This is a genomic window from Pseudomonas cremoricolorata (assembly GCF_000759535.1).
GTDB classification, from domain to species: Bacteria; Pseudomonadota; Gammaproteobacteria; order Pseudomonadales; family Pseudomonadaceae; genus Aquipseudomonas; species Aquipseudomonas cremoricolorata_A.
On record NZ_CP009455.1, the window covers coordinates 1,564,219 to 1,583,896 of the forward strand.

Annotated in this window: 15 protein-coding genes, 2 tRNA genes and 4 rRNA genes; 12 read left to right on the forward strand and 9 right to left on the reverse strand. The window is 59.6% G+C overall.

Features of this window, described 5'->3' with window-relative positions:
- Nucleotides 1–87 precede the first annotated feature (87 nt).
- The 6 genes from LK03_RS06690 to rrf (LK03_RS06715) all read left to right on the forward strand — a co-directional run bounded on the left by LK03_RS06690 (nt 88) and on the right by rrf (LK03_RS06715) (nt 5,513).
- Nucleotides 88–1,624: ribosomal RNA gene (locus LK03_RS06690) — 16S ribosomal RNA — on the forward strand.
- An 86-nt stretch (nt 1,625–1,710) separates the two neighbouring features.
- A tRNA-Ile gene (locus LK03_RS06695) sits at nt 1,711–1,787 on the forward strand.
- A 24-nt stretch (nt 1,788–1,811) separates the two neighbouring features.
- Nucleotides 1,812–1,887 (forward strand) — tRNA-Ala (locus LK03_RS06700).
- Between the two features lie 265 nt (nt 1,888–2,152).
- A 23S ribosomal RNA gene (locus tag LK03_RS06705) occupies nt 2,153–5,044 on the forward strand.
- 128 nt (nt 5,045–5,172) lie between these two features.
- Nucleotides 5,173–5,288 (forward strand): 5S ribosomal RNA (gene rrf, locus LK03_RS06710).
- 109 nt (nt 5,289–5,397) lie between these two features.
- Nucleotides 5,398–5,513 (forward strand): 5S ribosomal RNA (gene rrf, locus LK03_RS06715).
- Together the 16S, 23S and 5S rRNA genes with 2 tRNA genes alongside form the textbook arrangement of a ribosomal RNA operon.
- 60 nt (nt 5,514–5,573) lie before the next feature.
- Here the strand turns inward: rrf (LK03_RS06715) and LK03_RS06720 are convergent.
- The 3 genes from LK03_RS06720 to LK03_RS06730 all read right to left on the reverse strand — a co-directional run bounded on the left by LK03_RS06720 (nt 5,574) and on the right by LK03_RS06730 (nt 10,970).
- The gene (locus LK03_RS06720) at nt 5,574–7,061 is read right to left on the reverse strand and encodes a YifB family Mg chelatase-like AAA ATPase (RefSeq protein WP_038411616.1); all 1,488 of its coding nucleotides are present in this window, start codon (nt 7,059–7,061) and stop codon (nt 5,574–5,576) included.
- A 167-nt stretch (nt 7,062–7,228) separates the two neighbouring features.
- Nucleotides 7,229–9,922, reverse strand: a complete 2,694-nt coding sequence (gene mgtA / locus LK03_RS06725; protein WP_038411617.1) for a magnesium-translocating P-type ATPase — start codon at nt 9,920–9,922, stop codon at nt 7,229–7,231.
- A 781-nt stretch (nt 9,923–10,703) separates the two neighbouring features.
- A complete protein-coding gene (locus tag LK03_RS06730; RefSeq protein WP_038411618.1) occupies nt 10,704–10,970 on the reverse strand; it encodes an accessory factor UbiK family protein in 267 nt (88 codons plus the stop codon).
- A gap of 377 nt (nt 10,971–11,347) precedes the next feature.
- On the opposite strand from LK03_RS06730, the gene glnK reads away from it, so the two are divergent.
- The 3 genes from glnK (at nt 11,348) to sutA (ending at nt 13,781) form a co-directional block, all read left to right on the forward strand.
- Entirely contained in the window at nt 11,348–11,686 is a 339-nt protein-coding gene (gene glnK / locus LK03_RS06735) for a P-II family nitrogen regulator (RefSeq protein WP_002555808.1), read from the forward strand.
- A gap of 46 nt (nt 11,687–11,732) precedes the next feature.
- Nucleotides 11,733–13,064, forward strand: coding sequence for an ammonium transporter (locus LK03_RS06740; protein WP_038411620.1), 1,332 nt, complete (start codon nt 11,733–11,735; stop codon nt 13,062–13,064).
- A gap of 393 nt (nt 13,065–13,457) precedes the next feature.
- Nucleotides 13,458–13,781, forward strand: coding sequence for a transcriptional regulator SutA (gene sutA, locus LK03_RS06745; RefSeq protein WP_038411621.1), 324 nt, complete (start codon nt 13,458–13,460; stop codon nt 13,779–13,781).
- A 51-nt stretch (nt 13,782–13,832) separates the two neighbouring features.
- Here sutA and LK03_RS06750 read toward each other — a convergent pair whose 3' ends face one another.
- The 6 genes from LK03_RS06750 to lptM are packed head-to-tail and all read right to left on the reverse strand — an operon-like array spanning nt 13,833 to nt 18,378.
- Nucleotides 13,833–14,528: an HAD family hydrolase gene (locus LK03_RS06750; RefSeq protein WP_038411622.1), complete on the reverse strand. Its 696-nt coding sequence runs from the start codon at nt 14,526–14,528 to the stop codon at nt 13,833–13,835.
- Nucleotides 14,525–15,424 (reverse strand): tyrosine recombinase XerC, encoded by a 900-nt coding sequence (xerC, locus tag LK03_RS06755; RefSeq protein WP_038411623.1) that lies wholly within the window; start codon nt 15,422–15,424, stop codon nt 14,525–14,527. Before xerC ends, LK03_RS06750 begins: the two co-directional genes overlap by 4 nt.
- Entirely contained in the window at nt 15,424–16,128 is a 705-nt protein-coding gene (locus tag LK03_RS06760) for a DUF484 family protein (protein WP_038411624.1), read from the reverse strand. The genes xerC and LK03_RS06760 overlap by 1 nt, the downstream gene beginning before the upstream one ends.
- Before the next feature lie 15 nt (nt 16,129–16,143).
- A complete protein-coding gene (dapF, locus tag LK03_RS06765) occupies nt 16,144–16,974 on the reverse strand; it encodes a diaminopimelate epimerase (RefSeq protein WP_038411626.1) in 831 nt (276 codons plus the stop codon).
- A 3-nt stretch (nt 16,975–16,977) separates the two neighbouring features.
- Nucleotides 16,978–18,225, reverse strand: coding sequence for a diaminopimelate decarboxylase (gene lysA / locus LK03_RS06770; RefSeq protein ID WP_038411627.1), 1,248 nt, complete (start codon nt 18,223–18,225; stop codon nt 16,978–16,980).
- A 9-nt stretch (nt 18,226–18,234) separates the two neighbouring features.
- Complete coding sequence (lptM, locus tag LK03_RS21870; protein ID WP_038411628.1) at nt 18,235–18,378, reverse strand: LPS translocon maturation chaperone LptM; 144 nt, start codon at nt 18,376–18,378, stop codon at nt 18,235–18,237.
- A gap of 187 nt (nt 18,379–18,565) precedes the next feature.
- Between lptM and cyaY the strand changes: the two genes are divergently transcribed.
- The 3 genes from cyaY to rnk all read left to right on the forward strand — a co-directional run bounded on the left by cyaY (nt 18,566) and on the right by rnk (nt 19,670).
- Nucleotides 18,566–18,898, forward strand: a complete 333-nt coding sequence (gene cyaY / locus LK03_RS06780; RefSeq protein WP_038411629.1) for an iron donor protein CyaY — start codon at nt 18,566–18,568, stop codon at nt 18,896–18,898.
- A gap of 3 nt (nt 18,899–18,901) precedes the next feature.
- A complete protein-coding gene (locus LK03_RS06785) occupies nt 18,902–19,111 on the forward strand; it encodes a DUF1289 domain-containing protein (RefSeq protein ID WP_028695608.1) in 210 nt (69 codons plus the stop codon).
- Nucleotides 19,112–19,259: 148 nt separating this feature from the next.
- Nucleotides 19,260–19,670: a nucleoside diphosphate kinase regulator gene (rnk, locus tag LK03_RS06790; RefSeq protein ID WP_038411630.1), complete on the forward strand. Its 411-nt coding sequence runs from the start codon at nt 19,260–19,262 to the stop codon at nt 19,668–19,670.
- Nucleotides 19,671–19,678 lie beyond the last annotated feature (8 nt).

Sequence of the window (19,678 nt, forward strand, 5' to 3'; positions counted from 1 at the left end):
GCATCACAAGTGGCCATGCGAGAAATCACATAGTCATTTGAGATTGCTGAGCCAAGTTTAGGGTTTCTTAAAAACCCAAGCAGTATTGAACTGAAGAGTTTGATCATGGCTCAGATTGAACGCTGGCGGCAGGCCTAACACATGCAAGTCGAGCGGATGAGAAGAGCTTGCTCTTCGATTCAGCGGCGGACGGGTGAGTAATGCCTAGGAATCTGCCTGGTAGTGGGGGACAACGTCTCGAAAGGGACGCTAATACCGCATACGTCCTACGGGAGAAAGCAGGGGACCTTCGGGCCTTGCGCTATCAGATGAGCCTAGGTCGGATTAGCTTGTTGGTGAGGTAATGGCTCACCAAGGCGACGATCCGTAACTGGTCTGAGAGGATGATCAGTCACACTGGAACTGAGACACGGTCCAGACTCCTACGGGAGGCAGCAGTGGGGAATATTGGACAATGGGCGAAAGCCTGATCCAGCCATGCCGCGTGTGTGAAGAAGGTCTTCGGATTGTAAAGCACTTTAAGTTGGGAGGAAGGGCAATCAGCGAATACCTGGTTGTTTTGACGTTACCGACAGAATAAGCACCGGCTAACTCTGTGCCAGCAGCCGCGGTAATACAGAGGGTGCAAGCGTTAATCGGAATTACTGGGCGTAAAGCGCGCGTAGGTGGTTTGTTAAGTTGGATGTGAAAGCCCCGGGCTCAACCTGGGAACTGCATCCAAAACTGGCAAGCTAGAGTATGGTAGAGGGTGGTGGAATTTCCTGTGTAGCGGTGAAATGCGTAGATATAGGAAGGAACACCAGTGGCGAAGGCGACCACCTGGACTGATACTGACACTGAGGTGCGAAAGCGTGGGGAGCAAACAGGATTAGATACCCTGGTAGTCCACGCCGTAAACGATGTCAACTAGCCGTTGGAATCCTTGAGATTTTAGTGGCGCAGCTAACGCATTAAGTTGACCGCCTGGGGAGTACGGCCGCAAGGTTAAAACTCAAATGAATTGACGGGGGCCCGCACAAGCGGTGGAGCATGTGGTTTAATTCGAAGCAACGCGAAGAACCTTACCAGGCCTTGACATGCAGAGAACTTTCCAGAGATGGATGGGTGCCTTCGGGAACTCTGACACAGGTGCTGCATGGCTGTCGTCAGCTCGTGTCGTGAGATGTTGGGTTAAGTCCCGTAACGAGCGCAACCCTTGTCCTTAGTTACCAGCACGTTATGGTGGGCACTCTAAGGAGACTGCCGGTGACAAACCGGAGGAAGGTGGGGATGACGTCAAGTCATCATGGCCCTTACGGCCTGGGCTACACACGTGCTACAATGGTCGGTACAGAGGGTTGCCAAGCCGCGAGGTGGAGCTAATCTCACAAAACCGATCGTAGTCCGGATCGCAGTCTGCAACTCGACTGCGTGAAGTCGGAATCGCTAGTAATCGCGAATCAGAATGTCGCGGTGAATACGTTCCCGGGCCTTGTACACACCGCCCGTCACACCATGGGAGTGGGTTGCACCAGAAGTAGCTAGTCTAACCTTCGGGGGGACGGTTACCACGGTGTGATTCATGACTGGGGTGAAGTCGTAACAAGGTAGCCGTAGGGGAACCTGCGGCTGGATCACCTCCTTAATCGAAGACATCAGCCTGCTGATGAGCTCCCACACGAATTGCTTGATTCTTTGTACGAAGACGATGCTGTAACGCGACCCTGTTATAGGTCTGTAGCTCAGTTGGTTAGAGCGCACCCCTGATAAGGGTGAGGTCGGCAGTTCAAATCTGCCCAGACCTACCATTTCATGGTGCAGCCTAGAGATACGGGGCCATAGCTCAGCTGGGAGAGCGCCTGCCTTGCACGCAGGAGGTCAGCGGTTCGATCCCGCTTGGCTCCACCACCTTTTGCTGAAGTGTACGCTTGATCGTCGCACTGTTCAGAATACAGAAATGAACATTCCACTCGGGTAGCGAGTGAAGTGAATGTTGATTTCTGACTTTTGTCAGATCGTTCTTTAAAAATTCGGATATGTGATAGAAATAGACTGAACACCAGTTTCACTGCTGGTGGATCAGGCTAAGGTAAAATTTGTGAGTGCTCCTTGAGCACGCGAATTTTCGGCGAATGTCGTCTTCACAGTATAACCAGATTGCTTGGGGTTATATGGTCAAGTGAAGAAGCGCATACGGTGGATGCCTTGGCAGTCAGAGGCGATGAAAGACGTGGTAGCCTGCGAAAAGCTTTGGGGAGTCGGCAAACAGACTGTGATCCAGAGATCTCTGAATGGGGGAACCCACCTAGGATAACCTAGGTATCTTGTACTGAATACATAGGTGCAAGAAGCGAACCAGGGGAACTGAAACATCTAAGTACCCTGAGGAATAGAAATCAACCGAGATTCCCTTAGTAGTGGCGAGCGAACGGGGACCAGCCCTTAAGCCGGTTTGAGATTAGTGGAACGCTCTGGAAAGTGCGGCCATAGTGGGTGATAGCCCCGTACACGAAAATCTCTTGGCGGTGAAATCGAGTAGGACGGAGCACGAGAAACTTTGTCTGAATATGGGGGGACCATCCTCCAAGGCTAAATACTACTGACTGACCGATAGTGAACCAGTACCGTGAGGGAAAGGCGAAAAGAACCCCGGAGAGGGGAGTGAAATAGAACCTGAAACCGTATGCGTACAAGCAGTGGGAGCCTACTTTGTTAGGTGACTGCGTACCTTTTGTATAATGGGTCAGCGACTTATATTCAGTGGCGAGCTTAACCGAATAGGGGAGGCGTAGCGAAAGCGAGTCTTAATAGGGCGTTTAGTCGCTGGGTATAGACCCGAAACCGGGCGATCTATCCATGGGCAGGTTGAAGGTTAGGTAACACTGACTGGAGGACCGAACCGACTACCGTTGAAAAGTTAGCGGATGACCTGTGGATCGGAGTGAAAGGCTAATCAAGCTCGGAGATAGCTGGTTCTCCTCGAAAGCTATTTAGGTAGCGCCTCATGTATCACTGTAGGGGGTAGAGCACTGTTTCGGCTAGGGGGTCATCCCGACTTACCAAACCGATGCAAACTCCGAATACCTACAAGTGCCGAGCATGGGAGACACACGGCGGGTGCTAACGTCCGTCGTGAAAAGGGAAACAACCCAGACCGTCAGCTAAGGTCCCAAAGTCATGGTTAAGTGGGAAACGATGTGGGAAGGCTTAGACAGCTAGGAGGTTGGCTTAGAAGCAGCCATCCTTTAAAGAAAGCGTAATAGCTCACTAGTCGAGTCGGCCTGCGCGGAAGATGTAACGGGGCTCAAACCATGCACCGAAGCTACGGGTATCACCTCTGGTGATGCGGTAGAGGAGCGTTCTGTAAGCCTGTGAAGGTGAGTTGAGAAGCTTGCTGGAGGTATCAGAAGTGCGAATGCTGACATGAGTAACGACAATGCGAGTGAAAAACTCGCACGCCGAAAGACCAAGGTTTCCTGCGCAACGTTAATCGACGCAGGGTTAGTCGGTCCCTAAGGCGAGGCTGAAAAGCGTAGTCGATGGAAAACAGGTTAATATTCCTGTACTTCCGATTGTTGCGATGGAGGGACGGAGAAGGCTAGGCCAGCTTGGCGTTGGTTGTCCAAGTTTAAGGTGGTAGGCTGAGATCTTAGGCAAATCCGGGATCTCAAGGCCGAGAGCTGATGACGAGTTGCCTTTAGGCGACGAAGTGGTTGATGCCATGCTTCCAAGAAAAGCTCCTAAGCTTCAGACAATCGGGAACCGTACCCCAAACCGACACAGGTGGTTGGGTAGAGAATACCAAGGCGCTTGAGAGAACTCGGGTGAAGGAACTAGGCAAAATGGCACCGTAACTTCGGGAGAAGGTGCGCCGGTGAGGGTGAAGGACTTGCTCCGTAAGCTCATGCCGGTCGAAGATACCAGGCCGCTGCGACTGTTTATTAAAAACACAGCACTCTGCAAACACGAAAGTGGACGTATAGGGTGTGACGCCTGCCCGGTGCCGGAAGGTTAATTGATGGGGTTAGCGCAAGCGAAGCTCTTGATCGAAGCCCCGGTAAACGGCGGCCGTAACTATAACGGTCCTAAGGTAGCGAAATTCCTTGTCGGGTAAGTTCCGACCTGCACGAATGGCGTAACGATGGCGGCGCTGTCTCCACCCGAGACTCAGTGAAATTGAAATCGCTGTGAAGATGCAGTGTATCCGCGGCTAGACGGAAAGACCCCGTGAACCTTTACTATAGCTTTGCACTGGACTTTGAATTTGCTTGTGTAGGATAGGTGGGAGGCTTTGAAGTGGGGACGCCAGTTCTCATGGAGCCATCCTTGAAATACCACCCTGGCAACTTTGAGGTTCTAACTCAGGTCCGTCATCCGGATCGAGGACAGTGTATGGTGGGTAGTTTGACTGGGGCGGTCTCCTCCCAAAGAGTAACGGAGGAGTACGAAGGTGCGCTCAGACCGGTCGGAAATCGGTCGTAGAGTATAAAGGCAAAAGCGCGCTTGACTGCGAGACCCACACGTCGAGCAGGTACGAAAGTAGGTCTTAGTGATCCGGTGGTTCTGTATGGAAGGGCCATCGCTCAACGGATAAAAGGTACTCCGGGGATAACAGGCTGATACCGCCCAAGAGTTCATATCGACGGCGGTGTTTGGCACCTCGATGTCGGCTCATCACATCCTGGGGCTGAAGCCGGTCCCAAGGGTATGGCTGTTCGCCATTTAAAGTGGTACGCGAGCTGGGTTTAGAACGTCGTGAGACAGTTCGGTCCCTATCTGCCGTGGACGTTTGAGATTTGAGAGGGGCTGCTCCTAGTACGAGAGGACCGGAGTGGACGAACCTCTGGTGTTCCGGTTGTCACGCCAGTGGCATTGCCGGGTAGCTATGTTCGGAAGAGATAACCGCTGAAAGCATCTAAGCGGGAAACTTGCCTCAAGATGAGATCTCACTGGGATCTTGAATCCCCTGAAGGGCCGTCGAAGACTACGACGTTGATAGGTGGGGTGTGTAAGCGCTGTGAGGCGTTGAGCTAACCCATACTAATTGCCCGTGAGGCTTGACCATATAACACCCAAGCAATCTGCAACGCAGATTGTGGTGGTGAAGACGCTGAAACCGAAAATTCGCAGCTCACAAACATCACATATCCGAATGCGCTGGCACGTTCTCAGAACGCACCGGCTACCGAATTTCTTGACGACCATAGAGCATTGGAACCACCTGATCCCATCCCGAACTCAGCAGTGAAACGATGCATCGCCGATGGTAGTGTGGGGTTTCCCCATGTGAGAGTAGGTCATCGTCAAGATTCATTTCGCAAAACCCCTATCTGCGCGAGCAGGTAGGGGTTTTGTCTTTAAGTAGGAACTACAGAGATTCGCTGAAACGTCCTCAGGACGGGTCGGCACACAGAATTTCTTGACGACCATAGAGCATTGGAACCACCTGATCCCATCCCGAACTCAGCAGTGAAACGATGCATCGCCGATGGTAGTGTGGGGTTTCCCCATGTGAGAGTAGGTCATCGTCAAGATTCATTTCGCAAAACCCCTATCTGCGCAGGCAGGTAGGGGTTTTGTCTTTTCTGGGGTCGTCACCCTACCGGTCGATACTGCAGGGCCTCGGCCAGATGCGACTTGGCAATAGCGCCTGCGCCGTCCAAATCAGCCAACGTGCGTGCGACTTTGAGCAGGCGATGGGCAGCGCGCAGCGACAGATTGAGACGTTCGCAGGCGTTTTCCAGCCAAGCCTGATCGGCGGTATTCAGCGAGCAGTGAGCATGCAGACCCTGCATGTCGAGAAAGGCGTTGGCACAGCCCTGGCGACGCTGTTGCAACTCACGTGCGCTGGCGACCACTTGGGCAATGCAGGCGCTGGCTTCACCGCTTGGCGCATTGCTCAGGGTGGTGCTTTCGCGGGCGACAGTCAGGTGCAGGTCAATTCGGTCGAGCAACGGCCCGGACAGTTTGTTGCGATAGCGCTGGATCTGCTCGCTGCTGCAGCGGCATTGCGCCGATGGATCACCCAGGTAGCCACAGGGGCACGGGTTCATCGCCGCGACCAGTTGGAAGCGAGCTGGGAAGCGAACGCGATCGCGCGCCCGGGCGATGACGATCTCGCCGGATTCCAACGGCTCACGCAGCACTTCGAGCACCCGCCGCTCGAACTCCGGCAGCTCATCGAGAAACAGCACGCCATGGTGCGCCAGGGTGATCTCCCCTGGCTGCGGTCGACTGCCACCACCCACCAGGGCCGGACCGGAAGCTGAATGATGCGGGTGACGGAATGGGCGTTGCGGCCAGCTGTCGAGAGGACCGTGGCCACTGACCGAACGGATCGCCGCCACTTCCAGCGCCTCGTGCTCATCGAGGGCCGGCAGCAGGCCGGGCAAGCGGCTGGCGAGCAGGGTTTTGCCAGTGCCTGGCGGGCCAGTGAACAACAGGTTGTGTGCACCGGCAGCGGCGATCATCAATGCACGCTTGGCGGCGATCTGGCCCTGGACATCGCTGAGGTCCGGATACGGTTGCGGGTTGAGCAGCAGGCCATTGGCAGCGTACGGCGCAAGGGGTGACTGCCCGGTGAGATGTCCCACCAGCTCCAGCAGGTGCCCGACTGCATACACTGCCAGGCCACTGGCCAGACAGGCCTCTTCGGCGTTTTCCCGCGGCACCACCAGCGCCCGCCCTGCCTTGCGCGCGGCCAGCGCGGCCGGCAGTACCCCCTGCACGGCACGCAAGGCGCCTGACAGCGCCAGTTCGCCCAGGCACTCGAACTCACTGAGCGCTGCGGCTGGAACCTGGCCACTGGCTGCGAGGATGCCCAAGGCAATCGCCAGGTCGTAGCGGCCACCGTCCTTGGGCAGGTCGGCAGGTGCCAGGCTCTGCGTGATGCGGCGTGCCGGGTAGTCGAGCCCGGAATTGACGATGGCGCTGCGTACGCGATCCTTGCTTTCCTTGACGGTGGTCTCAGGCAAGCCGACCAGGGTGAGAGTGGGTAGGCCGTTGGCCAGGTGGGTTTCGACGCTGACTGCCGGCGCCTGCACGCCGATCTGGGCGCGGCTGTGGACGAGAGCTAGGGCCATGAGCACTCCATTGTCATGAACAGGACGCCGCTTCCTGCGGCAGGGCAAGCATAGCGGGCGGTGACGAGCGAGCTGAAGGAAAGTGCGACGAGGTTTTGCCGCTTTGAATGACTCACTGTGACCAGGGCGGCAAGCACCGCCCCAGTTCGACGTTCAGTGAGCGCGGCTCAGAACCACTGGCCGAAGCGGCGGATGTACAGGGTCTTCATGCCTTGAGCGACCAGGCAGTAACCGAGCAGCGTTGCTACCAGCCAAGGGAAGTATTCCCACGGCAGCGGCACCAGACCGACCATCGCACCCAGTGGCGAGAAGGGAATGTAGATGCCCAGGCACATCACCACACCGGTGGCGAGGATTACCGGCCAGGCTGCAGTGCTCTGGAAGAACGGCACTTTGCGCGTGCGCAACATGTGCACCACCAGGGTTTGCGACAACAGACCCTCGATGAACCAGCCGGACTGGAACAGCGCCTGCATTTCCACGCTGTTGGCCGCGAACACGAACCACATCAGGGCGAAGGTGGTGATGTCGAAGATCGACGAGGTCGGTCCGATCCACAGCATGAAACGCCCGATGTTGCTCGAATCCCACCTGCGTGGCTGGCTGAGGAACTCCTTGTCCAGCTTGTCCCACGGCAACGACAGCTGAGAGAAGTCATACATCAGGTTCTGCAGCAGCAGGTGCAGCGCCAGCATCGGCATGAAGGGGATGAAGGCGCTTGCCACCAGCACCGAGAAGACATTGCCGAAATTGGAACTGGCCGTCATGCACAGGTACTTCATGATGTTGCCGAAGGTCTCCCGGCCTTTCAGCACACCCTGCTCGAGCACCAGCAAGTCTTTTTCGAGCAGGATGATGTCGGCCGATTCCTTGGCGATATCGGTGCCGCTGTCCACTGAAATGCCCACGTCGGCGTCGCGCAGCGCCGGCGCATCGTTGATGCCGTCGCCGAGAAAGCCCACGGTGTGGCCGTTGTTCTGCAGTGCCTTGACCACTCGGGATTTTTGCAGCGGCGTGAGCTTGGCGAACAGCGTGCGTTGTTCGACCACCTGCTTGAGCTCGGCCTCACCCAGCGAGTCGATATCGTGGCCCAGGATCGGTTGGCCGGGCTCCAGGCCCACTTGCCGGCAGATGGTGCTGGCGACCTGTGGGTTGTCGCCGGTCAGCACCTTCACTGTCACGCCCTGCTCGCGCAACGCGGCGAGCGCCTGGCTGGCAGAGGCCTTGGGCGGATCGAGGAAGGTCAACAGACCGCGGATGACCAGCTCGCGCTCATCTTCAACCGCGTACTGGCGTTTGCATCGCGTGCCATTGACGATGCGCGTGGCGAGCAGCAGCACACGCAGGCCTCGTTCGTTGTAGGCGCTCGCCTGCGCCAGCAGCGCCTGGCGACGGTCTTCATCCAGGGGTAGGGCGCCACCGGCGTACTCCACGTGCGTGGCGACTGCGAGCATTTCCTCCACCGCGCCCTTGCTCACCACCAGGTGCTGGCCATTGCCGTTGTCGAGGACCACCGAGAGCCTGCGACGGACAAAGTCGAACGGCAGTTCATCGACCTTGGCGTAGGCATAGGGGGGATGGAAGTCCACGGTGTTGGTGGCGCACGTGATGATCGCCTGGTCCATCAGGTTGCGCACGCCGCTTTGATGATGGCTGTTGAGCCAGGCCAGTTCGAGCAGGTGAGGGGCGCGCTGCCCATCGAGGTCGACGTGGTCGGCGAGCACGATGCGGTCTTCGGTCAGGGTGCCGGTCTTGTCGGTGCACAGCACGTTCATCGAGCCCAGGTTCTGGATGGCATTCAGGCGCTTGACCACCACCTTCTGCTTGGCCATGGCCACCGCGCTTTTGGCCAGGTTGGCACTGACGATCATCGGCAGCATTTCCGGGGTCAGGCCAACGGCCACCGCGAGTGCGAAGAGAAAGGCATCACCCCAGTCACCCTTGACCAGCCCATTGATCATGAACACCACCGGTACCATGACCAGCATGAAGCGAATCAGCAAGGCGCTGACGCTGTTCACGCCACGGTCGAAGGCGGTCTGGCTACGGCTGCCGGATATCGACTTGGCCAACGAGCCAAAATAGGTGCGCGAGCCGGTCGCCACCACCACCGCGCGGGCCCTGCCGCTGACCACGTTGGTGCCCATGAAGCAGGTGTTGGGCAGGTCGAGCAGGTCCTGGGAGAGTTCAGCGCTGTCAGCCGCACATTTTTGCGCGACGTCGCCCAAGGTGTCGTACTTTTCCACCGGTAGCGCTTCACCAGTGAGTACCGCCTGGCTGATGAACAGATCACGCGATTCGATCAGGCGCACATCGGCGGGGATCATGTCCCCAGCCGAAAGCTGCACGATGTCGCCGGCGACCAGTTCGCCCATCGCCACTTCGCGCAGGCGTGGCGCTTCACCCTGTTTTTCCCGACGCAGCACGCTGGCGGTGCTGCGCACCATGGCCTTGAGGGCTTCGGCAGCCTTGTTCGAGCGGTATTCCTGCCAGAACCGCAGCAGCCCGCTGAGGTTGACCATGGTCATGATGATGATGACCTTGGTCAGGTCGGCCTCTTCGAGGTCGTCGGCTCTGACCGGCAGCCAGTAGTCAGTGATGAAGCTGATGGCGGCAAGGATCAGCAGGATATAGATGAAGGGGTTGTTCAGTGCCTTGAGAAACTGTAGGGATGCAGAGGGTGGCTTATCGTGGGAAACCTCATTGCGTCCGTCGCGCTCCAGCCGTTTGCCGGCCTCGCGTTCGGTCAGGCCGTGCTCAGCGGTATCGAGGTTGGCGAACGTGACTTGCAGTCCATTACGCGCCTCACGGGCGGCGCGCATGGACAATTTTTGGTTGGTGTTGCGGTCTTTGACGGTCATGGCAAATGCTCCTGCCGCAGGAGGCGGCACCTCGCCGGACGGGGTCGATGGGACGAACCGAGCCGGGATGTCGCTGAGAAGTTGTGATGAGGTGAAGTTCGGCGTTGCTTGGATCGCTACCCAGAGCCGAGATCGAGCGGGCAACGAACTTTCTACTCGGAAGTTCCATGGATATAGTCCTTGCAGTAATGAATAAGTAATAGAAGTCTGCACTCGCCCAGATATAAGCGTGTGTGATAGTTGAAGACGTTTTGATAAATGAAAACATGGGCAGCGCGCAGGCGCCGCCGCGTCAACATCGACGGGAAAGGATCAGATCGTTTGCTTTGGCAGATTGCAGAATGCAGGCATACAGCGCTGATGCACGGGCTGCATGGCTGAGCGAATGAACGATGGAATGCTGCATGGCTTGCCTCCAACCGGCCTGGAACCGGCAGGGGCAAGCCACGACGTGGCCTTAGGCGCGGACGTGGCTCGCCCGATTCGGGTATCGGGCAGGATGCTGTTCGGGTGCCTGACCGCCGCGCGGGGCGCGGGTCAGGCAGCGTCTAATATAGGTGTCCATCAATGTCTGGAATGAACTCTTGAAATGATTAACCGGTGCTCGGCTACGAGAGCGAACGAACTTTAGTTAACAGAAGTATGGGCGTCAATTGGCGCGAGGCACCTTAATTAAGTTTAATGTGCATTTCACGTCTGAAAGATATGTAGGAATATTTACCGAGGAGAACTTCAGGTGCAGTTCAACCTGGCGCACAGGGCGTGCGCCAGGTCAGACAGATCAGCTCTCGGGGGTTGCCGGATTGATCCGTGCATCCAGCTCGGCGACCTGCTGCTCTAGCGCTTCGAGGCGGGCACGGGTGCGTGCCAGCACGACCATCTGGCTGTCGAATTCCTCACGGCTGACCAGATCGAGCTTGCTGAACGCGCCCTGCATCAGCGCTCTGAACTGACTTTCGATTTCGGCGCGAGGCTGGGAGCTTTCGTTGCTGAACAGGCGCGAGGCCTGATCGCTCAGGGCATCGAGGAAGGCTTTGGGCGCAAGCATGGTGGGCTGTCCGTCCAGTGATTGAGGGTCGAGGAGTGTAGCACGGAGGGTCCAAGCGCCAGCGCTGCACGGTTTTTGCGCACACGCAGGATCAGTTGCGCACTGAAAGAGTGCGCAGTTCGCTTGATGGCACCCGGCCAACCGCTCCCGCGCGCCGCCAGGGCCTCTGCCGCCTGGGGTCGTGGGAGTTGGCAAGGAATCTGCTATGACTCTGGCAAGCCATGCACTGAGGCGGTCCGTTGCGGCCAGGCAGTGCGCAGGTCGCTTGGCACCGGGAGGGACGGCGCTGACGATGCGTTACAAAGCCAGGCGCTGCGCTTAGACTTGAGACGGGTTTGTTTTCCTGGGGCAAGTCCACAACATCGGGAGAAAGTTTCATGAAGCTAGTCACTGCCATCATCAAGCCGTTCAAGCTGGACGACGTGCGCGAGTCGCTGTCGGAAATCGGCGTGCAGGGCATCACGGTCACTGAAGTCAAAGGCTTTGGCCGGCAAAAAGGTCATACCGAGTTGTATCGCGGCGCTGAGTACGTGGTCGACTTCCTGCCCAAGGTCAAGATCGACGTCGCCATCGACGACAAGGATCTCGACCGGGTCATCGAGGCAATCACCAAGGCGGCCAACACCGGCAAGATCGGTGACGGCAAGATTTTTGTAGTCAATCTGGAGCAAGCGATCCGCATCCGTACCGGTGAAACCGATACCGACGCGATCTGACACCGCTTAAGCCTCACCAAACCCCAACGCCCCAGGAGAAAACAACATGACTCTGCGTCAGATCGCAGGGCTCGGCGCCCTATTGCCCCTCGTAATGCCAGGCCTGGCCCTGGCGGACGAAGCTGCCCCCGTACTCAATTCCGGCGATACCGCCTGGATGCTGACCGCCACCGCCTTGGTGCTGTTCATGACCATCCCTGGCCTGGCCTTATTCTACGGCGGCATGGTGCGTTCCAAGAACGTGCTGTCGGTGATGATGCAGTGCTTTGCCATCACCGGTCTGATGAGCATTCTGTGGATGGTCTATGGCTACAGCCTGGCGTTCGATACCACCGGCATGGAGCAGGGGGTGACCAACCTGCATTCCTTCGTCGGCGGACTTTCCAAGGCCTTCCTCAGCGGCGTCACCCCGGCCAGTCTGACCTCTGCCACGGCGCTGTTCCCGGAGGCCGTGTTCATTACCTTCCAGATGACCTTCGCCATCATCACCCCGGCGTTGATCGTCGGCGCCTTCGCCGAGCGCATGAAGTTCTCTGCCATGCTGATCTTCATGGCGATCTGGTTCACCCTGGTCTACGCGCCGATCGCCCACATGGTGTGGAGTGGTGATGGTGCGCTGATGTGGGACTGGGGCGTGCTGGATTTCGCCGGTGGCACCGTCGTGCACATCAACGCGGGTATCGCCGGCTTGGTCTGCTGCCTGGTGCTGGGCAAGCGCAAGGGCTACCCCACCACGCCGATGGCACCGCACAACCTGGGCTACACGCTGATCGGTGCGGCGATGCTTTGGATCGGCTGGTTCGGCTTCAACGCCGGCTCCGCTGCCGCCGCCAACGGCACCGCTGGCATGGCCATGCTGGTCACGCAGATCGCTACCGCTGCTGCCGCGCTGGGCTGGATGTTCGCCGAGTGGATTGGCCACGGTAAACCGAGCGCCCTGGGTATCGCTTCCGGCGTGGTCGCAGGTCTGGTCGCGATTACTCCTGCGGCGGGCACCGTAGGCCCGATGGGCGCCTTGGTGATCGGGCTTGCCTCGGGTGTGATCTGCTACTTCTGCGCCACCAGCCTCAAGCGCAAGCTCGGTTATGACGACTCGCTGGATGCCTTCGGTGTACACGGTATCGGCGGGATCGTCGGCGCCATGCTCACGGGTGTGTTCGCCGCACCGGCGATGGGCGGCTTCGGCGAGGTCACCGATATCGGCATGCAGGTCTGGGTACAGGCCAAGGGCGTGATCTTCACCGTGGTCTATACCGCCATCGTTACGTACGTGATTCTCAAGGTGCTGGATGTGGTCATGGGCCTGCGGGTCAACGAAGAAGAAGAGGCAGTCGGTCTCGACCTGGCTCAACACAACGAGCGCGGCTACAACCTGTAACAGCGTCAGAAGAAAAATCTGCCCGGCTTGCCGGGCATTTTTTTGCCTGAAAGGTGCTGTTTCCTGCCTGTGGAAAGCATTACCCGGCACGTTCACGCGACGGTGTAAAAACTTACAGGCTGTCGGGCAACAAGGGTGCTTTGCTTTTTCTTCCGGCGCGCTAGAATGCGCGCCGAAGCGCCTTTCGCATCACCTGTGTGGTGAATGCTCCTATGCTGGGCTTGGTGCTTGCGCTAGCTCGGCAGTGCCGTGAACGGCAACTGCCCGCAGCTCGACTTGCGTTCGTCCACCACACCAAGCGCCTTGGAATTTTTTCCGTTGATCGCCGGTCTACGGCGTCAATGGGCTACAAAAACTAACTAAATCTGCTTTACGCAAGTCATGAGGTAGAACATGAGCGACGACGATCTGGAAAACGACGAACTCGAAGTAGGCGACGACGAAGAGGGTGATGAGGCCCTGGATACCGCCGCTGCTGACGGTGCTGAAGACGCGGGCGAAGATGAAAGCCCGGCACCTACTGCAAAAGGCAAGGCCAAGGCCGTTTCCGTAGAGGAAATGCCTAGCATGGAAGCCAAGCAGAAAGAGCGCGATGCCCTCGCCAAGGCCATGGAAGAGTTTCTCTCCCGTGGCGGCAAGGTTCAGGAAGTCGAGGCCAATGTGGTCGCTGACCCGCCCAAGAAGCCTGACAACAAGTACGGTAGCCGTCCTATCTGAACGGCCTGTCGCCGAAAAAGCCCGCCGTCGCTGCGGGCTTTTTTGCGTCCGTCACTTCCAGCGCGCCAATACCTGAGGCAGCTGTGCCAGGCGCTGGATCTGCGCATCGGGCGAGCCTTCGCCAGTCCAGGGTTTTTCCTGCGGGTTGAACCACACCGCCTTGAGCCCGGCGCGCTGGGCGCCGGCAATGTCGTCGCCAGGGTGGTCGCCCACGTGCACCGCCAGATCCGCCGTGACCTGCCCGCGGCGCAGCGCTTCGAGAAACGGCGCCGGGTCCGGCTTGCCGATCCCCAGGTCTTCGGCGCACAGCGCGAAATGGAAATAGTCCGCCAGGCCAAGGCGGCTGACATCGGCATTGCCATTGGTGACCACGCCCAGCGTGTAATGCTGGCGCAGGGCTTCGAGCATCGGTTTCACTTCAGGGAAGATGTCGATCTGATGCCGCGCGTGCAGAAACACCTCGAAGCCCTCGTCGGCCAGTTCACGGGCAGCCTGCTCGCTATAGCCTACCTCTTCCAGCGCATGGAACAGCACCTGACGGCGCAGTGCACTGATGCGATGTTTGAGGCCGGGCTCGGCCTGCACCAGCCGGGCGCGCATGCCTTGCAGGTGATCGACCGGCAGTTCGGCGAGCTTCGGCGTGTTGGCCTGCAGCCAGTCGCGCAGGACAACCTCCGCCGTGGCGATTACTGGAGCGGTGTCCCACAAGGTGTCGTCGAGGTCGAAAGTGATCAGCTTGATGCTCATGAGTCTGTGCCTTTGCTGCGTTTGGCCCGGGGATGGGCGCTGTCGTACACCGAAGCCAGGTGCTGGAAGTCCAGGTGGGTGTAGATCTGTGTGGTACCGATGTCGGCGTGGCCAAGCATTTCCTGCACGGCGCGCAGGTCCTGGGACGATTCCAGCACATGACTGGCGAAGGAGTGGCGCAACATGTGCGGATGCAGGTGCTGGCCCAACTCACGTTGCCCGGCCAATTTCAGGCGCTGCTGGATGGCCCGTGGGCTGAGACGACCACCTTGGCGACTGATGAACAGCGCATCGTCGCTGGGCGTGCCCAGGCCGCGCTGTTGCAGCCAGGCCTGTAGCGCCTCACGGGCTTTACGCCCAACCGGCAGGATGCGCGTTTTATTACCTTTACCGAGCACTTGCACCAGCCCGGCGCCAAGGTCGAGGTGGGCGCGGTCGAGGTTGACCAGCTCCGACAGCCGCAGCCCCGAGGAATAGAACAGTTCCAGAATGGCGTGATCGCGACGGGCGATGAAGGTGTCATCGACGCCGCCATCGAGCAACTGCAGGGCGCGGTCGGTATCGAGGGTCTTGGGCAGGCGCCGCTCACCCTTTGGAGGCGCCAGCCCAGCGGCCGGGTCGTGCTGGCACAGCCCTTCACGATTGAGGTAGCGGTACAGGCCACGCACCGCCGATAGCAGGCGTGCCAGACTGGTGGACGATTGCCCATCATGGTGCAGGCGAGCCACCATTTGTCGCAGGTGCTGGATGTGCAGGTCGGCCCAGCTGTTCAGGTTCTGCCGGGCACAAAAGTCGATGACTTTGTTCAGGTCGCGGCGATAGGCCTGCTGCGTATGAACCGACACCTGGCGCTCATTGCGCAGGTGCGCGCAGTAAGCTTCCAGCTGCAGGTTCATCAGCGCACCGAACGCAGGGTCTGGGTAAAGCGCGGGATCGTCCGCGCAAGCACCTCGGCGATGTGGCTTAGAAAGAGCGAGCCGATGCTGCTCTTGTAATGCTGCGGGTCGTGGCTGCCAATCGCCAGCACTCCATGCAAACCTTGGTAGTCGAGGGTGGCGACCGCGCAGGATGCCACTTCCTTGCGCTGCGCCTCGCCGAACAGGAAGGCCAGTTCGTGATCGCGCAGGCTGCCACTGACCACCTTGCCGCTGCCCATCAGTCCACCGATGGCAACCTGGGCTTCGCTGCTGGCGACCCAGCGCCCAACTGGGGTGGCGCTGTCGCTGAACAGGATCAGGCTGACGAAGGGCACCTGGAAATCCTGGCGCAGACTGTCTTCGACGGCGATTACCACTTCTTCGAGGCTGTTGGCGTCGAGCAGGTCGAGAATCAGCCGGCGGGTCTTGTCGAACAGCCGGTCGTTGTCTCGGGCCACGTCCATCAGCTGCGACAGGCGATGGCGCATTTCGATGTTGCGGTCGCGCAGCAGCTTGAGCTGGCGCTCGACCAGCGACACGCTGTCGCCGCGCTGGTGAGGAATTTGCTGCTCCAGCAGCAGTTCGTCGTGCTCGGCGAAGAAGGTCGGGTGCTGGCGCAGATAGGCGATCACCGCTTCTGCGTCCAGGCCTGTGGTCTTGGTGGCGGTTGGGTGGTCGGTCATTGGGCGCTTACTCGGTTAGAGGCGAACTTGGCCTTCGTAGACACGGACGGCAGGGCCGGTCATGCGCACGGGCATGCCCGGGCCAGACCACTCGATGTGCAGGCGTCCACCGGGCAGGTCGAGGTGCACGGGGGAGTCCATCCAGCCCTGACTGATGGCCGCGACCGCCGCCGCGCAGGCGCCGGTGCCGCAGGCCTGGGTTTCGCCGGCGCCGCGCTCCCACACCCGCAGGCGGGCATGGTGACGGTCGAGCACCTGAATGAAGCCGGCGTTGACCCGCTGCGGGAAGCGCGGGTGGTGTTCGATCTTCGGACCGAGGTCATGCACGGGGGCGCTGATGACGTCTTCGACGCGCAATACGGCGTGGGGGTTACCCATCGATACCGCGGCAATCGGATACGCCTGGCCAGCGACGTCCAGCGGATAGCTCAATGCCTGGGCGTCGGCGATGAAGGGGATATCGGCCGGAACGAAGCGCGGCGGACCCATGTCGACGCACACCTGGCCATCGTTTTGCACGTCCAGCTCGATGATGCCGCCCTTGGTTTCCACACGAATCAGCTTCTTCGCGGTCAGGCGTTTGTCTAGCACGAAACGGGCGAAACAGCGCGCGCCGTTGCCGCACTGCTCGACCTCGGAGCCGTCGGCATTGAAGATCCGATAGCGAAAATCCACATCCGGATTGCTCGGCGCCTCGACGATCAGCAGTTGGTCAAAGCCTACGCCGGTGTGGCGGTCACCCCACTGCCGAGCATGCTTGGGCTGGATATGGGCGTGCTGGCTGACCAGGTCGAGAACCATGAAGTCGTTGCCCAGGCCATGCATTTTGGTGAAGCGCAGCAGCATGGGTCACTCCGGCAGCAGGCTTTCGCCAGCGAACAATTCTGGGATGGTTTCCCGGCGGCGAACTTCGAATGCCTGATCGCCATCGACCAGCACCTCGGCGCAGCGGCCGCGGGTGTTGTAGTTCGAGCTCATGACGAAGCCATAGGCCCCGGCCGACTCGACGGCGAGCAGGTCGCCTTCGTGCAGGTCAAGCACGCGATCCTTGGCGAGGAAGTCGCCGGTTTCGCAGATCGGCCCGACCAGGTCGTAGGCGAGGCCTTCGCCGCCGCGCGGGGTGACCGCACGCACACCCATCCAGGCCTGGTAAAGCGCCGGGCGGATCAGGTCGTTCATGGCGGCGTCGATGATGGCGAAGTCTTTGTGCTCGGTGTGCTTGAGGTACTCGACACGGGTCAGCAGTACCCCGGCATTGGCCACGATGTAGCGGCCTGGCTCGAACACCAGGGTTAGATCGCGCTGGCCAATGCGCTCGCGCACGGCGCGGATGTAGTCGGCCACCTGCGGCGGCTGCTCATCGCGGTAACGCACGCCGACGCCGCCGCCCAGATCGATGTAGCGCAGGTGGATGCCGCACTCGGCCAGACGGTCGATCAGCATCAGCAGGCGATCGAGAGCATCGAGGAACGGTTCCAGCGTGGTCAGCTGCGAGCCGATATGGCAGTCGACACCGACCACGTCCAGGTTCGGCAGTTGTGCTGCGCGCACGTACAGTGCTTCGGCATCGGCGATGGCGATGCCGAACTTGTTCTCTTTCAGGCCCGTGGAAATGTACGGGTGGGTGCCGGCGTCGACATCCGGGTTGACCCGCAGCGACACCGGGGCCTGTTTGCCCAGCTCGGCGGCGACGTCCTGCAAACGCTCCAGTTCGTCGGCGGACTCGACGTTGAAGCAGTGCACACCGACCTCGAGCGCGCGACGCATGTCTTCGCGGGTCTTGCCGACGCCGGAGAACACCACGCGATCAGCCCGCCCGCCGGCTGCCAGAACACGTTCCAGCTCACCACCGGAAACGATGTCGAAGCCTGCACCCAGCCGCGCCAGTACGTTGAGCACGCCCAGGTTGGAGTTGGCTTTGACGGCGAAGCACACCAGATGCGAAGCGCCTTGCAGGGCATCGGTGTAGCTGCGGTACTGCGCCTCGATGTGGGCACGGGAATACACGTAGGTGGGCGTACCGAAGCGTTCGGCGATCGCCGAAAGGGCCACACCCTCCGCGAACAGCTGGCCGTCGCGGTCGTTGAAAGCGTCCATGGGAATCCTTTACTGGTGGTGCTCGTGCGACGGTTGGGCGTCCTGGCCATCTTTGCTGTCGTCTGGCAGGTACAGCGGGCCTTTCTGACCGCAGGCCGAAACGAGGCAGGCAACCGCGACCAGCGCCGCGAGGGAGGAAATCAGGCGCTTCATGGGCGAAATCCTTTGAAATATGCAGTATTGCGCCCGAGTATACCGAGCGCCCGACCGATTGCCTATGTAAGTGCCCGCCGGTCTGACGGCTCGCTGGCTGCCAATCGACGCTATCCTTTGCATTCGCGGTAAAGCGCCCGTATCTTGCCCGGCTTGCCTGTAAGCCGCCCTTTCCGAGGTTCCCGCAATGAGTTTGAGCGAAGCACGTTTCCATGATCTGGTGGACGCCACCCAGCAGGCCCTCGAAGACCTGTTCGACGAAAGCGACATGGACCTGGACATGGAAAACTCCGCCGGGGTGCTGACCGTCAAGTTCGAAAACGGCAGCCAACTGATCTTCAGCCGTCAGGAGCCCTTGCGCCAACTGTGGCTGGCCGACCGTTCGGGCGGTTTCCACTTCGATTACGACGAAGAAAGCGGCCAGTGGACGTGTGAGAAGAGCGACGAACTGCTGGGCGAGATGCTTGAGCGTATCGTCTGGGAGCGGGCCGGGGAGAAACTGGATTTTTCCGAGATTTGACTCATGAGCAGCCCCGTTCGAGCACCCAAGCCGCTGTACAGCAACGTCAGCCCGGCCGTGAAATCGCCGTGCATCAATGTCTGCCGGCTGGATGAGCACAAGGTCTGCACTGGATGCCACCGGCCAGTGGAGCACATCCGCGAATGGCGCGCCGCCGACGACCAGCGTCGTCGCGAAATCTGCCGCGAGGCCGAGGCGCGCCGCAGCCATTGACCGCTGGGCTTGAGTATTTATTCGGCTGTGGTAGTGTCGGTCGCAACCTCGCTGACGCTTGGCTAACCGAAAAACCCCGCCCTTCCGGGCGGGGTTTTGCTTTATCTGCGTATCGACTTTTCCCTGTTCAAAGGAGCCTGACTGGATCATGAGCACCAAGCCTTCACTCATCCTCACCCGACTGGACGTGCAACGTCTCGAGCAACTCATCGACTCCCTCGATGACTCCGTGCCGGGCGTGCTGGCGCTGCAGGATGAGCTCGATCGCGCCGAGCAGGTGGTCGGTCATGAGGAGGTGCCAGCAGGGGTGGTGACCATGAATTCGCGCGTGCATTGCCGGGAAGAAGCCAGCGGCAAGGATTACCACCTGACACTGGCGTACCCGAAGGACGCCGGCAAGGAAAACCACGTGTCGATTCTCGCGCCCATCGGTGGCGCTCTGCTTGGGCTGTCGGTGGGCGATCAGATCGACTGGCCGGCCCCCGGCGGCAAGACCCTCAAGCTCAAGCTGCTCGACGTCGAGTACCAGCCGGAGGCTGCGGGCAACTTCGATCTCTGAAGCTGCCC

Coding starts and splice junctions, on each gene's coding strand:
- sutA (WP_038411621.1), top strand. CDS start 13,458: ATGAGCGACGACGATCTGGAAAACGACGAACTCGAAGTAGGCGACGAC.
- LK03_RS06740 (WP_038411620.1), top strand. CDS start 11,733: ATGACTCTGCGTCAGATCGCAGGGCTCGGCGCCCTATTGCCCCTCGTA.
- lysA (WP_038411627.1), bottom strand. CDS start 18,225: ATGGACGCTTTCAACGACCGCGACGGCCAGCTGTTCGCGGAGGGTGTG.
- LK03_RS06785 (WP_028695608.1), top strand. CDS start 18,902: ATGAGCAGCCCCGTTCGAGCACCCAAGCCGCTGTACAGCAACGTCAGC.
- lptM (WP_038411628.1), bottom strand. CDS start 18,378: ATGAAGCGCCTGATTTCCTCCCTCGCGGCGCTGGTCGCGGTTGCCTGC.
- rnk (WP_038411630.1), top strand. CDS start 19,260: ATGAGCACCAAGCCTTCACTCATCCTCACCCGACTGGACGTGCAACGT.
- dapF (WP_038411626.1), bottom strand. CDS start 16,974: ATGCTGCTGCGCTTCACCAAAATGCATGGCCTGGGCAACGACTTCATG.
- LK03_RS06730 (WP_038411618.1), bottom strand. CDS start 10,970: ATGCTTGCGCCCAAAGCCTTCCTCGATGCCCTGAGCGATCAGGCCTCG.
- LK03_RS06750 (WP_038411622.1), bottom strand. CDS start 14,528: ATGAGCATCAAGCTGATCACTTTCGACCTCGACGACACCTTGTGGGAC.
- LK03_RS06760 (WP_038411624.1), bottom strand. CDS start 16,128: ATGACCGACCACCCAACCGCCACCAAGACCACAGGCCTGGACGCAGAA.
- glnK (WP_002555808.1), top strand. CDS start 11,348: ATGAAGCTAGTCACTGCCATCATCAAGCCGTTCAAGCTGGACGACGTG.
- cyaY (WP_038411629.1), top strand. CDS start 18,566: ATGAGTTTGAGCGAAGCACGTTTCCATGATCTGGTGGACGCCACCCAG.
- xerC (WP_038411623.1), bottom strand. CDS start 15,424: ATGAACCTGCAGCTGGAAGCTTACTGCGCGCACCTGCGCAATGAGCGC.
- LK03_RS06720 (WP_038411616.1), bottom strand. CDS start 7,061: ATGGCCCTAGCTCTCGTCCACAGCCGCGCCCAGATCGGCGTGCAGGCG.
- mgtA (WP_038411617.1), bottom strand. CDS start 9,922: ATGACCGTCAAAGACCGCAACACCAACCAAAAATTGTCCATGCGCGCC.